Source organism: Arthrobacter sp. D3-16 (genome assembly GCF_054408515.1).
In genome coordinates, this window is the sequence record NZ_CP096437.1 from 734,817 (window position 1) to 749,323 (window position 14,507).

Below are 14,507 nucleotides of genomic sequence, written 5' to 3' on the forward strand. Positions count from 1 at the left end.
GAACTCCCGTCAGGCGATGGCGACGGTGGGGGCGACCCTCAGGGTCCTGCGGAGCTGGGGGGCGGCGTCCAGCCGGTCTTGCGCAGACCGCAGGGCAAGCACCGCGGTCTGCAGCTTCTCCGGCGGCAAAGTGAACGGTACCCGGAGGTAGCGTTCGAAGGCGCCGCCAATCCCGAAGCGCGGCCCTGCCGCCAACCGGATTCCATGATCGGGTGCGATAACCGTCAGTGCGGTGCTGATGGGCGCGGGCAGTTTGCACCAGACGGACAGGCCGCCGGAGGGGTACGCCGTTTCCCACTCCGGCAGGTATCCGGCCAGCAGCTCCAGCAGGGCGGCGCGGCTGTCCCGCAGGGCAGTAAGCCGGGCCGGCAGCGGCTCGTCCAGGGCCCGGACGAGATGCGCCGCGGCCAGTTGTTCCATGACAGGTCCGCCCAGGTCCAGCGAGGTCCGTGCCGCCGCGAACCGCTGGATCAGTTCCCCGGAAGCCCGGATCCATCCGGTGCGGAGGCCTGCCCAATGCGACTTGCTCAGCGATCCGATGGTGACCACTGCTGGACTAAAAGCCGCCACGGGAGTGGTCTGGACGCCGTCGAGGTTCAGCTCCCGCAGGGTTTCGTCCACCACCAGCGTAGTTCCCGCGGCCGCCGCCGCCCTGACCAGGAGGCGGCGTTGGGGGTCGCGCATTACTTGTCCGGTGGGATTGTGGAAGTCCGGCACCACGTAGGCGAGTTTGGGGCGCTGCTGCATCAGGGCGGCCTGAAGTGCCTGCATGTCCCAGGCCGGAGCCGGCCGCCCGTTGTCATCTCCCGTAGCGGGGGTGCTGGAGAATGCCACAGGGGTTAGGCGGCAACCGGCGGCGCGGATGCCGTCAAGGGCGTTCGGGTAACTCGGGTGCTCCACCAGCACCCGGTCCTGCCGCCCGGCAAGGGCCCGGAGGATGATGTTCAGGGCATGCTGTGCGCCCGACGCCACCAGGATCTGGTCTGCCGTTGTCGGTGCCCCGGCTGCCGTGTACCGGGCCGCAATTGCCTCGCGCAGGGGGAGCAGGCCGACGGCGTCGTAGCCGAATCCCGGGAGCAGGGCCGGAAGTTCGGTGAGGGCCGCCGCGAATGCGCGGTGTACTACCTCACCGCTCGCGGGAAGGGACGCGTAGGCGAGGTCAATCAGACCCTCAGGGGCGGCCAGGCCCGGTGCCGCGAGTCCCGGCTCTGCCAGCGCTGGACCAACAGGCACCGGGCCGGTGAGCAACGTGCTGCCGGCCGCCGTCGTGCGTGGAATCCGGGTCCGGCTCCGGCTGCCTTGGCCGCTGGTGAGAAATCCCTGCTCCCGGAGGAGTCCGTAGGCGGCGGTTACGGTGGTGCGGCTGACGCCCAGGGATTCGGACAGCGCCCGCTCGCTGGGCAGGGCGGTGTCCAGCGCCACCCGGCCGTCCAGGACCAGGAGGCGTACGACGTCGGCCAGTTCACGGTAGGCGGGCGCCGCGCCAAAGTGCCACGTTCCGAGAAGACGGGCAAGGGCGGCCGCGCTGAGAGGGGACATAAGGCCAGTATTCCAAACTGGCTATGGAATTCAATGCCAGTTTTCTGCGATGGTGGTTCCCATGTTGACCCGCAGACTCCTCCAGCTCTTTCTCGGCCTCGCAATGTACGGAATATCCCTCGCCCTGTTCATCCGGGCCGGGCTGGGCCTGGACCCCTGGGATGTCTTTCACCAGGGAGTAGCCGGGCGGACCGGGCTCAGCATCGGCCTGCTGGTCATCATCGTGAGTTTCCTGGTGCTGCTTTTCTGGATTCCGCTGCGGCAGCGGCCCGGGTTCGGTACATTGTGCAACGCCGTGCTGGTGGGCGTCTTCGCAGACATTGGCCTTGCCGTGATCCCGGCCTTCACCCACCTGGGCGGGCAGTCCGCCATGCTCGCAGGAGCCGTGCTGCTGAACGGCATTGCGTCGGCCTGCTACATCGGTGCACGGTTTGGGCCTGGCGCACGGGACGGCCTGATGACGGGCCTCGCCCGGCGCACCGGATGGTCTGTCAGGCTGTCGCGCACACTGATTGAAGTGGTGGTCCTGGCTGTCGGCTGGCTCCTGGGCGGCTCAGTGGGAGTGGGCACTGTGGTTTACGCCCTCGCGATTGGGCCCCTGGTCCAGCTGCTGCTCCCAGTGTTTATGGTGCCGGCCGCGCTGCCAGCGGAACCCGGTTCACAGGGGCGGGAAGACGCCGGCTCCCTTACTCCCGAACCACTGGCCAGCAACGGCTAGCAGGACTCCCCGCTCCCGGGCAGGGTGCCTTAACCCGGGCGCGGAGGCCAGGACGTCTGCGCGGGGACTCCTATTCCAGGAGCGGCTGGCATTGGGGGCAGAAGTAGATGTCCCGTTCTTCCTCGCCGTTTAACCTCCCCAGGACGCCCCGCCGGATCGGCGTTCCGCACTTGAGGCAGGGCTGGTGCTCCCTGCGGTACACCCAATAGCCGGGCCGCCCGGCCATTCTCCCCACCGGCAGGCCTTTGGCGTTGAGGATGGTGACGCGGCGGCCGGGACCGAGGTTTACTTCCAGCAGTTGCTTGGCATCAATCATCATGGTCCGCACATCCTGGACGGCGGATACCGGTGTCGCCGGGTGGACACCGGACAGGAAGCAGGCCTCACAGCGGTAAATGTTGCCGATCCCCGCCAGGTTGCGCTGGTCCAGCAGGGCGACGCCGATAGGTACATCCGGGGCAGCACGCACCCGCCGCTCCGCTTCGTCCAGGTCCCAGTCCGGTCCCAAAAGATCCGGGCCAAGGAACCCCACGATGGAGTCTTCATCGGCCGTGGCCACCACTTCAACAATGCCAAGGGAAAATCCGACGGCGTCCGCCACCGGCGTACGCAGCACGCACCGGGCCGTGTATCCCGGCTTACGCCACCTGCCGCCTGGCGGGTAGACCTGCCAGGTGCCCTCCATTTTCAAATGGGAGTGGATGGTAAGCCTTTTGTCCTCCGGGCCCACTACCCGCATCAGCAGGTGTTTGCCGCGGGGCACCACCTCCGCGACCGTCCAGCCTGCCAGGTTCAATGTGGCGAAGCGGGGCACCCGGAAATCGGACGCTATCAGTTTCTGTCCCGCTAACGCCTGGTGCAGCTGGTTGGCCGCACGCCAGACGGAATCCCCCTCAGGCACGGATCCTCAGACCCTTGGGCGTGGAGTAGGCCCCGGCCGAACTGAGCGCCGCCGCAACGGGCGTATCCAGGATCCCGTGGCCGTTCACCTTCTCCATGATCAGCTTGTCGACGGCGCCGCGGGTCACCACGCTGACCAGTGCCGAGCCCGCCGCGGCGAGGACGGCGTCGTCGTCGCTGAAGGCCAGCAGCGTCTTTCCGCCGCGTTCTACGTACAGGACCAGCACGCCGTCCACCAGCACCACCAGTGCACCAGCCTTCCGCCCGGGACGGTGCCCGGTTCCCGCTTCGTCGTGGAGCGCAGGCCAGGGGAGAGCCGCGCCATAGGGGTTGGCGGGATCGGTGGCGGCCAGGGCGAGGGCGACAGGCTCGGGCTTGGCGAGCTGGGTGTCCTCCGAGTACGAACGCAGCCGGTCCACGGTGGCCGGCACGGCGAACTGGGCTGCCCCCAGGTGCTCGATGAAGTAACCGCGGCGGCAGCGGCCCGCTTCCTCGAGCCGTGCCAGGACTTTGTACATCAAACCGAATCCGCCAAGGATTTGTTCTGCCATCACCGAGCCGCGGGTGACCACGCCGTAGCGGTCCAGCAGGAGTTCGGCGGTGGCCCTGGCGTGGATGGTGGGGTCCAGTTCGGGCTGCGGGAGCGCGGACCAGCGGCCGGCTGCCAAAGGAGGTGTGGCCGTGCCGGCTGACGTTCCGTACCGGCCGCTGCCCATACCTGTTGAGCCCATTAAGCCGGTCCCGTGGGACCGGCCCAGCCGGCTCAGGCGCGGTGCCCGCGCCCTGGGTGCGCGGGCCACCTGCCGGTGGGCCGTGTGCCCGCCGGCGATCAGGGAGCGGACGGGCGCGAACGTGTCGCCGGTGATGCGTCCGGCCCACGCCAGGTCCCACAACGCGGTGACAACCTCCTGGTCGCTCAAAACCGAGTCCATGCCGCCGGCAACCTCAGTCAGTTGCCGGAAGAAATAACCGCCGCCGTTGTTTCGCAGGTGCTCCAGGAGCCGCTGCTGGGCGTCGCCAGGTTCGTAGTCGATGGCGGGATTCAGGGTCAGCTCGGCGGAGTCGGCCAGGTGCAGGCTGATCCAGCCGTCGTTGCCGGGCAGCCCTCCTGCTCCGGACCACAGCACCTCGCCGGTGGCCATCAGTTCGTCGAGCATGGCCGGCTGGTAATTTGAGACCCGGGAGGCCAGGACCAGCGGCTCCCACGCGGAGGCGGGAACCGGAACACCCGAGAGCTGGTCGATGGCTGTGACGATGCCGTCCAGCCCGCGCAACCCCGGTTGGCCGCGGCCTGCACCGGGGGTACGAACGTGCTGCCAGGCCGGCAGGAAGCGACCGTAGGCGGACGCATCAACAGGCTCCACCTCTGCCCGCAGTGCTGCCAGCGACCGCCGGCGCAGTTTGCGGAGTACCTCGGCATCACACCACTCACTGACCGTGGCCGGATGGAGCGCCTCAGCGGGCGTGGGGTTTGCATCAGCAGGCTCGGTAACAGCAGGGGCGGCAGCAGCTGCATCGGCAGCTGCCGGGTCCGTATCAGCCAGGTGCGTCTTAGGCGGGCCGGAATGGGGCCGGAATTCGCCTTCCACCACCCGCCCGTCCGCGGCGAGGCGCTTGAGGGCGGTGCTGACCACTGCCACGCCCAAGCCCAGCCGGGCTGCCGCTTCCGCTGCTGTGAACGGCCTGTGGGTGCGGGCATAACGGGATACGAGATCCCCCAGGGGATCCGCCACCGGTTCAATAAACGCGAGCGGCACTCCCATGGGAAGGGGAACCCCGATGGCATCCCGGAGCCGCGCGGCGTCTTCGACGGCGGCGAAGCGTTCCACGCCGCCGATGTTGACCTTGATGGCGCGGTTGGCCCGCTGCAGGGCGAGCAGGTGGCCGGTGGCGGAATCGGTAGTGGCATGGGCCAGGTCAGCTGCAGGCGCCTGGGCAGCAAGCTCGGCCGCAAGTTCGGCATCCGTTGGTTCCGCAACAGCCGCATCCGCCGCCGCAACGTCCCCGGCCGCCGGCCCCCCGCTGGCAGGTTGGCCGGCAGGTTCGGCGGCTGCGGCCTCCTCGCCCTGGAGCCTGGCGGCAGCCTCCTCCGGCGTCAGCGGACCAAGCAGGCGCAGCAGGTCCGCGACACCTTCCACTCCCCGGGCGCGCCGGTCCGGCGCCAGGCGCTGCAGTTCCCGTTCGGTGGAGTCGATGACCTTGGCGTCCAGCAGTTCGCGCAGTTCCACGCGCCCCAACAGCTCGTTGAGGAGGGTGGAGTCGAGGGCCAGGGCAGCGGCCCGGCGCTCCGCCAAGGGGGAGTCACCCTCGTAAAGGAACTGGGCAACGTATCCGAACAGGAGTGACTTGGCGAAGGGGGACGGCTGCGAGGTGGTGGTCTCCACGATCCGAAGCTCGCGCCGTTCCACGGACGCAGCGATGTCTTTGAGCGCCGGGAGATCGTAGACGTCCTGCAGGCATTCGCGCACCGTTTCGAGCACGATGGGGAACGTGGGGTACTTCCGCGCCACGTCCAGCAACTGGGCGGACCGCTGCCGCTGCTGCCACAGCGGCTGCCGTTTGCCGGGTGTCTGGCGGGGCAGCAGCAGTGCACGGGCGGCACATTCGCGGAAGCGTGAGGCGAACAGTGCGCTGCCCCCCACTTCTGCTGTGACGATCTGTTCCAGTTCCTCCGGGTCGAACAGGAACAGTTCAGCCCCCGGCGGCTCGTCTTCCATCATGGGCACGCGAAGGACAATCCCGTCGTCGGCGGCCATGGCGGAGCCGTCCATGCCGTACCGCTGGTTGAGCCGCTGGCCCACCGCCAGGGCCCACGGTGCGTGCACGGGCATGCCGAAGGGGCTGTGCAGGATCACCCTCCAGTCGCCCAGTTCGTCATGGAACCGCTCCACCACCAAGGTGGTGTCGCTGGGCACCACCTCGGTTGCCTGCTTCTGTTCACTGAGGTACTGGATCAGATTGTTGGCAGCGAAGGCGTCGAGGCCGCTGGCCTGGCAGCGTTCGGTGGCGGGCACGACGTCGGACGCTGACAGTTCCCGCACGAAGGCGCCAAGGGCGCGGCCCAGGTCCACCGGGCGGCCGAGTGAATCGCCCTTCCAGAACGGAAGCTTGCCGGGCTGCCCGAAGGCCGGGGAGACCAGCACGCGGTCGTGCGTGATGTCCTCGATCTTCCAGCTGGTGGCGCCCAGGGCGAAGACGTCGCCCACACGGGATTCGTACACCATCTCCTCGTCCAGCTCGCCGACGCGCCGGCCGCCCTTGGGCGCAGGCGCGGGCTTGCCGTCTGCGGACGCCGCCGCCGACCCCTCCAGCTCCGTGCCGATGATGTACACACCGAAGAGGCCGCGGTCCGGAATGGTGCCGCCGGAAGTGACGGCGAGGCGCTGGGCCCCCGGCCTGCCTTCGATGGTGCCGGCGTTCCGGTCCCAGACAATCCGGGGACGAAGCTCGGCGAATTCGTCGGAAGGGTAGCGGCCCGCCAGCAGGTCCAGGGTTGCCTCGAACGCCGACCTGGGGAGGGACGCGAACGGGGCGGAGCGTCGGACAGTGGCAAACCATTCCTCGACATCGATGCTGCCCAGCGCCGTGGCGGCCACTGTCTGCTGCGCCAGGATGTCCAGGGGATTGGCCGGGATGCTGAGGCGCTCGATCTTGCCGCCCAGCATGCGTTCCACGGTAATGGCTGTGTGCACCAGGTCCGCCCGGTGCTTAGGAAAGAGGACGCCCTGGGAAACTTCGCCCACCTGGTGGCCGGCACGGCCCACCCGCTGCAGGCCGCTGGCTACCGACGGCGGTGATTCCACCTGTACCACCAGGTCAACGGCGCCCATGTCGATGCCCAGTTCCAGTGATGACGTGGCCACAACGCACCGCAACCGGCCCGATTTGAGGTCATCCTCAATCAGCGCCCGCTGGTCTTTCGACACGGAGCCGTGGTGCGCCCGCGCCAGCACAGGGTCCGCCCCCGCTGAACTTCCCGCCTGCGCCATCATGTGGGCAGCGGTGGCCGTGGAAACGGGAGCCCTGGGGGCCGACGCGATTGCCTGGGTGCCGGCGGGCACAGGATCATCCCAACCTCCGCCCTCAGCCAGCAGTTGCCGCTCCACGTAGATCTCGTTGAGGCGCGCCGTGAGCCGTTCGGACAAACGGCGGGAGTTGGCGAAAACGATGGTGGACTGGTTGGCCAGCACCAGGTCAACAATTTTTTCCTCCACGTGCGGCCAGATGGAGGCCTGGGGCTGCAGCCCGGAAGCGGGACCGGAGTCGAAGGCTCCGGCAGCACCCTGGAGGTCGGACATGTCCTCCACCGGCACGGAAACGGTGAGGTCCCAGTTCTTTTTCGCGGGCGGGGCAACGATTTCCACCGGTGCGGAGCCGGCCAGGAACTGCGCCACCAGTTCCCTCGGCTCCACGGTGGCCGAAAGTCCAATCCGCTGGGCCGGTTTGGGCAGCAGGGCATCCAGCCGCTCAAGTGACACGGCGAGGTGGGCTCCACGCTTGGTCCCGGCCACGGCGTGGACCTCATCGATGATGATGGTGTCCACATCGGTCAGTGTTTCCCGGGCCCGGGAGGTGAGCATCAGGAACAGCGATTCCGGTGTGGTGATAAGGATGTCCGGCGGGTTGCTCAGCAGGGCGCGGCGGTCCGCCGTTGTGGTATCTCCGGAACGGACACCCACCGTGATCAGCGGTGCCGGCAGCCCCAGCCGCTTTGCAGTCTGCGTGATGCCGATCAGCGGGGAGCGGAGGTTCCGCTCCACATCGACGCCGAGGGCCTTCAGCGGCGAGATGTACAGGACCCGGGTCTTGCGTTTGGGTGCGCGGGGGCGCCTTCCTTTTGCCGGTGCCTCTGCTGCCGGGGTTTCTGGAGCGGCTGCGGCCCCGGACTCAAGCAGCCGGTCCAGCGCCCAGAGGAACGCGGCGAGGGTCTTTCCCGATCCGGTGGGAGCGACCACAAGCGCGTGCGAGCCGGAGGAGATGGCCTGCCACGCGCCGTTCTGTGCGGGGGTCGGCTCCGAGAAAGCGCCGAGGAACCAGTCGCGTGTTGGCCTGCTGAACTGGGCCATGGGAGCCTCCGCGACTGCACCCCTGCCACCCGCTGCCGGCTGTTCCTGGATCATGCCTCCATCATGCCCCAAGCCACCGACAGTGGGGCGGGCATGCAGCTTCCCCCTGGTACCGGCTCAAGCCTTTCCTGCGCGGGGGAGGTTCTTGGTGGCGGGACCCTCCAGGAGTTGCCCTTCATTGGTGAAGCGGGAGCCGTGGAGCGGGCAGTCCCACGTCAGCTCGCTGTCATTCCAGTGCACGATGCCGCCCATGTGCGTGCAGACAGCGGACAGCTTGCACGTGGTGCCGTTGACGGTGGAGACGGCAACCGCTTTTGTTCCCTCACGGTAGACCTTGCCTTCGCCTTCGGCCGGAACAACGGGGGCCGGCTCGGCAGCCGGCTGTTCCTTGCCTTTCCTCAACCCTTCGGCAGCCAGCTGCCCCCAGCCCGCCGCAAGCTTGGCTGCCACCCCCGCATTGAGGGAAACCGCAGATGCTGCGGCCGCCGGCGAGCTGACACGGCGGTGGATGGTGTTGGCCCAGGGCACATGGCCGCCAAGGATATCGGCGGAAATCCCCACGGCGGCAGCCACAGCATTGGTCATGCCCCATTTGTTGTAGCCGGTGCCGAAGTAGACGTGGCCCTTGCCCCTGGGAAGCTTGCCGAAGAAAGGCATGAGGTTGACGGGCATGTAGTCCTGCGCGGACCAGGTGTGGGTCACCACCGAGCCGGGGTACTGCTGCACGGCCCAGTCCACGAGACTGCCCAGGTGGTGTTTTTCGGACCGTGCCCGGCCCACATGGTGGCCGTGCCCGCCCACCAGGAGCAGCCGGCGGCCGTCCACTTCGTAATCCCGCAGGGAGTGCGTGGGCTGCTCCACCGAGAGGTACATCCCCGGGGGAGGAGCCTGGTCCTCCTGCAGCTGAAGCGCCGCCGCATAGGAACGGCTTGGCTTCAGCTTGGCGAAGTAGAGCCCGCGGTCCAGGACGGGAATGCCGGTGGCAAGCACTACCTCGTTCGCGGTGACCGTGCCGTGGTCGGTGTGGATGGTGGCGGGCCCACCCCCCGTGACGTCCTGCAGCCGAACGCCGCCCACCACGGATCCGCCGCGGTTGCGGATGTCTGACACCAGCGTGTCCAACACTTCCATGGGGTTGATCTGTGCCTGGTTTGCCAGCCGCACCGCTCCCTGGACGGGAAACGGCAGCCCGGGGTCGCGTACGTATTCCATGTCCAGGCCGGCGGTGGTGCCGGCACTGACCTCTTCCCGGAGCTTTTCCGTGCCCTGGGCTGAAGTCGCGTAGGTGTAGGCGTCACGGGTCTGGAACGGAACTTTGTGCTCTTCCATGTACCGCAGGAGCCAGGCCTGGCCTTCGAGGTTGCCGTCCACGTATGCCTGGACCTGTTTTTGGGAGTACTGGCGTGCCAGTTGGGCAAGGAAGGTTCCCTGCAGCAGTGTCACTTTGGCGGTGGTGTTCCCGGTGGTCACAGCACCTGGGTGCCGTGCCTCGAGGACCAGGACCGTCTGCCCCGAGCGGGCCAGCAGGAGTGCGGTCACCAGGCCGGTGAGTCCGGCGCCCGCCACCACGGTGTCATAGCTGCTTCCGGGCTCGAAGGGATCGGAAGTGAATGTCTCCGCGCGGTCCAACCAAATCGACGTCATCCCAGTTCAGCCTGCCTTTTGGTCCTGGCCCTGCCGGGCCGTTTGTGATGTGTCTGTTATAGATCCTGATCTATGCGTGGCTTAGTTGCTAAGTATACTTATGATGTCGGTGTTTAAGTCTATGGTTCAGGCGCAACCCGGCAGCCATGATGTGAACGTGAACGACAACAGCAGGAGTAATCATGACAAGCATGAGTTCCGACGGTCGCAGCGTAGGCCGTACAAACATCCAAAAAGCAGCCCTTGCCGTGGGCGCAGTGTTCCTCCTGGTGGGCGTCCTGGGCTTCATCCCGGGTATCACCTCCAACTACGAGACCATGGGCTTCGCAGGGCATGAATCCGAGGCCCTGCTCCTGGGCATCTTCCAGGTGTCAATTCTGCACAACATCGTCCACCTCCTGTTCGGGGCGGCCGGCATCGCCATGGCCCGCAGCGCTGCACAGTCAAGGAACTACCTGCTCGTTGGTGGCGCCGTTTACCTGGTCCTTTGGCTTTACGGCCTGCTGATCGGGCTCGACACGGCCGCGAACTTCGTCCCGGTTAACACTGCGGACAACTGGCTGCACTTTGTCCTCGGTGTCGGCATGATCGGCCTGGGCGTTGCCCTTTCCCGCGGCACCGCCCGCGCCGGGCGCACCACCACCGCACACTAGGTGCCTCACAGACACATCGATAAACGTCCCACGGGCGGAATGCAACTGCAGGCGGGCCGGGCACATTGCCGGACCGCCTGCAATTGTTTGCGGCTACGATGCAGGTCCTGAGCGGGAGAAGCGAAACCCGAAAGAGGACGGGGGGACCGCCCCGGGAGTGCGCCTACTCGGGCTGGAAGGCCCCAATGGTCAGCAGCGTAATTTCCGCGTTGCTGCAGGCCTTGGTGGGCTGGGGCAGGAACAGGGATGCAGTGTCCTCAGGAGGGTAGATGCGGTAGCCGGCGGCATCGACCATGGCGCAGTCCGGGTAGTTTCCGGCCTGGGTGTAACGCAGGACGGCCGAGCCTGTCTGGCCGGGGGCGAGCAGGACCTCGGTTGGTGCGGTGGCTTCATCACGGACGGCCGGGGCACCGATAGGGGCACCGGCAGCATCGGCAGCCAGGGATACGCCGGCAAAACCGCGAAGGACACAGCTTTCCGATCCTGTGTTGGTGAGGTTGAGTTTCATAAAGACGCTTCCCGCTGCTCCACCCCCTGATGCATCCGTGGCGGCGGAGAGACCGGCCGCCTTGCAAAGGGCCGGTGCCCCCGGCACAGCGGTAGCCGGAGCAGCTGCGGTGGGCATTCCCGACGACGTTTCAGGCGTTACCGGCGCTGCGGACGTTGCGTCCGGGCTGGCAGAGCCGGAACCGGGTGCCGTCGTCGCCTGCGCTTGCGGCCCGCTGGGACCGCACCCGCTGAGCATCAGTGCCGCCGCCGCGGCCGCCGTCATTATGGCCAACCCATGTGAAATTCGCTGAGACCTCATGGCACCACCTTTGCGGCACTGTTGGGCCGCGTCAATGATGCCACGAGGCCGTGCGCACTTTGATGCCCGGATCGTGATGATCCGGGCATCAAAGGTTTGTCCCTACTTCGCTGGTGTCTCCGCCGGAGTGTTCCGTCGCGCACCGCTGCGCAGGAACGCCGCGCCGCCGAGCACCAGGCCCCCGACCCCCGCGGCCAGTCCGGCCCAGCTGCGGGCGTCGGCTCCGCTGTCCGTCACTGACGCCTGTTCGGTGGAAGGGGATGCAGTGCTGTGGGAGGCCGTGGCGGCGGCTTCGCCGTGCCCGGCGGTGCCGGCAGCTTCGGTGACCGTTATCGAAGGCGCAGGTGCCTCCAGGGAGTGCGGGTCCTGGCCGTCCCTGGCAATCTCCGACCAGTCCGTCTGCCCCGTCTCACAGGTCTGGAGGGTGGGGAAATAGAGCGTGGCGCCGGCCGTATCAGGGAGTTTTACCGAAAGTACCAGTACGTCGCGCAGCTCATGGGGCAGTGGACTTTTGGCGGTATAGACAATGTGGCTGGTCCGCTTGGTGATGGCGGTGCCGTCGGCGAGTTTCTTTGGCTCGGCGAGCTGCTCGGTCACTTTCTCCGCTGTCCAGTTGGGGTTGACCGTGGGCTGGGCATCGTTCAGTTCCTGGGGCAGCGTGATGGCCACCTTGGTGGTGCCCGACGTGTCGCAGCCATGCGGGATGCCGAACGTGAGCAGGGCGTAGGAGCCGGCGGCTGTTTTGTCCGGCGTGACGCCGACGTGGGCCGAGGCTCCACCAGCAGCGGTGAGCAGCAGGGCTGCCGCACCTCCGGCTGCAGCGGCAGTTTGCAGGGTACGGCGAAGAGCTGAGGGTTTCATGGTGTGCCTTTCTGGCGCGCGCCGGGGTCCGTGGACCCGGGCGCGCAAAGAGTATCGGGTGCCGCCGCCCGTGGGAGGGGCGGCGGTTCTAGCGGGAGGGCACGACGGCGGAAGGCGGGCCGCGTCGGCTGTCCTGCCGGAGGTTCCGCCAAAGGCGCAGCGGCGCGGCAGCGGTGGGGAAGGCCGCCAAAAGTTGCGGGACGACGTCGGGCACCACCGCGCGGGGGAGGGCGGACAGCGGCCGGAGCCAGGCGGCCAGTGCCCAGAGGGCTGCCTCACCCCTGGCGAGGAGGACCGCACAGCCCAGCGTCGCCAGGGCGTGCGCGGCCAGCATCAGGGGTCCCGATCCAGCTTCGGTACCAGCGAGGTGGGCGGCTGGAGTAATGATGTCGGTGCCGGGAAGGTGGCCGGCATGAGGGGCAGCCCCGGTTGGTGCCCTGCCTGCCGCGGAAGGACCGACAGCCGTGAACAGGCCGTGCAGTGCCAGTTGCCCTCCAGCCAGGAGGGCGGCCATGGCCGGAAGTCCCAGCTGAAGGCGGGTGGCGGTGGTACTGGCGAGGCCAGTCAGGGCCAGGACTGCCAGCAGGATGACGGGGGCAGGAAGCGCGCCGCCGCCGGCGAGGTGGGCGCCGGCGGCCAGCGTCAGGATGACCGTGGCCACCGCCGACGAGCGGAGGAGGTGGAAGGGTGTGCGAGGACGGTGCGTTCGCACTGCTCTCCCTTCCCGTTGACGGAACCAGGCACCGCTGCAGGGCGAAGCCTGCCAGGTGCTGGACGATCAGATTCTAGCGGTGACCATCCGCCGCTGCCCCCCCAGCCGGGAGGACGGGCCAGCGTTGCCGTACCGTCAGCCGGCCCATCGAAACAGTCAGCGGCTACCGGCCAGCAGTTCGGCGAGGACCTCCGCCGCGGTGTCGTGCTTGAGCAGGGGCGCTGACTGCCCGGCCCACAGGGACATCAGCTCCGTGTTTCCCTTGGCGGCAGCCTCCGGCCGGAACCGGCCGGTGAGCCAGTTCTGGACCGGGAACGGGGCAACGGCACCAGCTTCTTCAAGCTCGGCAATGATGCGGTTGGGGATGCCGCGCGCCAGCCGGCCGCTCAAAGCGCGGGTCAGTGCGGTGCGTGCCGCGCCGGCGCTTCGCAGCACCTCGCGGTAGGCGGGAACCGCGGCGGATTCACGGGTGGCCAGGAACGCCGTTCCCACCTGTACGGCGTCAGCACCCAGGGCCATAGCCGCCGCATAGCCGCGGCGGTCGGCAATTCCGCCGGCCGCGATTACCGGGATGGACACGGCGTCGGCCACCTGCGGGACGAGGGCGAACGTACCCACCAGGGATTCTTCCGCGGGCTCCAGGAAGGACACGCGGTGGCCGCCGGATTCCATGCCGCTGGCCACCACGGCGTCGACACCGCCGGCCTCCAGCGCTACAGCCTCCGCAACGGTGGTGGCGGTCCCAAGGACCTTGATGCCGCGGCGGTGCGCCTCCTCCACAACATCCGGGGCGGGCACGCCGAAGACAAAGCTGACGACGGCGGGACGCACCTCCAGCGTGGCCTGCACCTGCTCGCCGTAGTCCGGCACGTACCGCGCCGGCATGTCCGGAAGGGGAAGGCCCAGTTCCTCGAAGTAGGGCCTCAGCGAAGCCGCGAACCGGTCGAACTGCTCCTGCGGAAGGGCGGTGGTTTCGGTACCGGTGGGCACCCACAAGTTAAGGGCAAAGGGCCTCGCTGTAGCCTCGCGGAGTTCGGTTGCCGTCCTGCGGATGGCACCGCCGTCGTACCCGTACAAACCGTACGAACCCAGCCCGCCGCCGTCGCTTACTGCGGCGGTGAGCGGCACGGAGGAGACGCCGCCGAACGGGCCAAGGACCACGGGGACGTCAATCCCGAAAAGCCCGGTGACCCTGCTGGCGGAGGCGGAAGGGGACGGTGCGGCGGTCATGGCAGGCTCCCGGTGGTTGTGTGGCTCGGCTCGACCCCAGTCTTGCAGTCCGCCCTGCGTCGCCCAAGTCAGTCAGTTTCGGGCCCGCTGCAGAAGTGGCAGTCGTCGGGGCAGCTCTCCGTCATGACTCGGCGGAGAGCAGGTCGTATCCGTCAGAGATGTGGAAGAGCCGGCGCCCGCCGACAGTCGCCGTGACCCAGACCACCTCTCCGGCCGCCGTTCGGTCATCCACCAGCCCGGCATACACTTGGCGGCCGTTCCTGCTGAGTTGCACTGGTTCGCCCACCTGGACTTCTTCCCAGCGGGCCGGGCCCTTGACGCGGTTCACCATCGAAGTCACGCTTCTTTCCTTGAGTTGAGCACTTGTTTGACGAAT

11 protein-coding genes are annotated in these 14,507 nt (G+C 67.9%); 2 read left to right on the forward strand and 9 right to left on the reverse strand.

Annotation, left to right across the window (positions count from 1 at the left end; all coding sequences use genetic code 11):
- Nucleotides 1-9: 9 nt before the first annotated feature.
- Nucleotides 10-1,539, reverse strand: a complete 1,530-nt coding sequence (gene yczR / locus M1D32_RS03610; protein WP_458780982.1) for a MocR-like transcription factor YczR — start codon at nucleotides 1,537-1,539, stop codon at nucleotides 10-12.
- Nucleotides 1,540-1,600: 61 nt separating this feature from the next.
- Between yczR and yczE the strand changes: the two genes are divergently transcribed.
- Nucleotides 1,601-2,257 (forward strand): membrane protein YczE, encoded by a 657-nt coding sequence (gene yczE / locus M1D32_RS03615; RefSeq protein WP_458780983.1) that lies wholly within the window; start codon nucleotides 1,601-1,603, stop codon nucleotides 2,255-2,257.
- Between the two features lie 70 nt (nucleotides 2,258-2,327).
- Here the strand turns inward: yczE and M1D32_RS03620 are convergent, their stop codons facing one another.
- From M1D32_RS03620 to M1D32_RS03630, 3 genes are all read right to left on the reverse strand, one after another.
- Entirely contained in the window at nucleotides 2,328-3,158 is an 831-nt protein-coding gene (locus M1D32_RS03620) for an Fpg/Nei family DNA glycosylase (RefSeq protein ID WP_458780984.1), read from the reverse strand.
- Entirely contained in the window at nucleotides 3,151-8,277 is a 5,127-nt protein-coding gene (locus M1D32_RS03625) for an Lhr family ATP-dependent helicase (RefSeq protein WP_458780985.1), read from the reverse strand. The genes M1D32_RS03620 and M1D32_RS03625 overlap by 8 nt, the downstream gene beginning before the upstream one ends.
- 63 nt (nucleotides 8,278-8,340) lie before the next feature.
- A complete protein-coding gene (locus M1D32_RS03630; protein WP_458780986.1) occupies nucleotides 8,341-9,867 on the reverse strand; it encodes an FAD-dependent oxidoreductase in 1,527 nt (508 codons plus the stop codon).
- 182 nt (nucleotides 9,868-10,049) lie between these two features.
- Here M1D32_RS03630 and M1D32_RS03635 point away from each other — a divergent pair, with 182 nt between their 5' ends.
- The gene (locus M1D32_RS03635) at nucleotides 10,050-10,520 is read left to right on the forward strand and encodes a DUF4383 domain-containing protein (RefSeq protein ID WP_458780987.1); all 471 of its coding nucleotides are present in this window, start codon (nucleotides 10,050-10,052) and stop codon (nucleotides 10,518-10,520) included.
- A 163-nt stretch (nucleotides 10,521-10,683) separates the two neighbouring features.
- Here the strand turns inward: M1D32_RS03635 and M1D32_RS03640 are convergent, their stop codons facing one another.
- The 5 genes from M1D32_RS03640 to M1D32_RS03660 form a co-directional block, all read right to left on the reverse strand.
- On the reverse strand, nucleotides 10,684-11,292 hold the full coding sequence (locus M1D32_RS03640; RefSeq protein ID WP_458780988.1) for a DUF4232 domain-containing protein: 609 nt from the start codon (nucleotides 11,290-11,292) through the stop codon (nucleotides 10,684-10,686).
- Between the two features lie 138 nt (nucleotides 11,293-11,430).
- Entirely contained in the window at nucleotides 11,431-12,189 is a 759-nt protein-coding gene (locus tag M1D32_RS03645) for a YcnI family copper-binding membrane protein (protein ID WP_458780989.1), read from the reverse strand.
- Nucleotides 12,190-12,277: 88 nt separating this feature from the next.
- Nucleotides 12,278-12,901 (reverse strand): hypothetical protein, encoded by a 624-nt coding sequence (locus M1D32_RS03650; RefSeq protein ID WP_458780990.1) that lies wholly within the window; start codon nucleotides 12,899-12,901, stop codon nucleotides 12,278-12,280.
- A gap of 156 nt (nucleotides 12,902-13,057) precedes the next feature.
- Nucleotides 13,058-14,131 carry an NAD(P)H-dependent flavin oxidoreductase gene (locus tag M1D32_RS03655; RefSeq protein WP_458780991.1) on the reverse strand — a complete coding sequence of 358 codons (1,074 nt, stop codon included), beginning with the start codon at nucleotides 14,129-14,131 and terminating at the stop codon, nucleotides 13,058-13,060.
- A 121-nt stretch (nucleotides 14,132-14,252) separates the two neighbouring features.
- Nucleotides 14,253-14,462 (reverse strand): hypothetical protein, encoded by a 210-nt coding sequence (locus M1D32_RS03660; protein WP_458782093.1) that lies wholly within the window; start codon nucleotides 14,460-14,462, stop codon nucleotides 14,253-14,255.
- Between the last annotated feature and the right edge of the window lie 45 nt (nucleotides 14,463-14,507).

Excerpts from the sequence above, each read along its gene's own strand:
- M1D32_RS03635 (WP_458780987.1), top strand. The coding sequence starts at position 10,050 with ATGACAAGCATGAGTTCCGACGGTCGCAGCGTAGGCCGTACAAACATC.
- M1D32_RS03640 (WP_458780988.1), bottom strand. The coding sequence starts at position 11,292 with ATGACGGCGGCCGCGGCGGCGGCACTGATGCTCAGCGGGTGCGGTCCC.
- yczR (WP_458780982.1), bottom strand. The coding sequence starts at position 1,539 with ATGTCCCCTCTCAGCGCGGCCGCCCTTGCCCGTCTTCTCGGAACGTGG.
- M1D32_RS03660 (WP_458782093.1), bottom strand. The coding sequence starts at position 14,462 with ATGGTGAACCGCGTCAAGGGCCCGGCCCGCTGGGAAGAAGTCCAGGTG.
- M1D32_RS03625 (WP_458780985.1), bottom strand. The coding sequence starts at position 8,277 with ATGATCCAGGAACAGCCGGCAGCGGGTGGCAGGGGTGCAGTCGCGGAG.
- M1D32_RS03655 (WP_458780991.1), bottom strand. The coding sequence starts at position 14,131 with ATGACCGCCGCACCGTCCCCTTCCGCCTCCGCCAGCAGGGTCACCGGG.
- M1D32_RS03645 (WP_458780989.1), bottom strand. The coding sequence starts at position 12,189 with ATGAAACCCTCAGCTCTTCGCCGTACCCTGCAAACTGCCGCTGCAGCC.
- yczE (WP_458780983.1), top strand. The coding sequence starts at position 1,601 with ATGTTGACCCGCAGACTCCTCCAGCTCTTTCTCGGCCTCGCAATGTAC.
- M1D32_RS03630 (WP_458780986.1), bottom strand. The coding sequence starts at position 9,867 with ATGACGTCGATTTGGTTGGACCGCGCGGAGACATTCACTTCCGATCCC.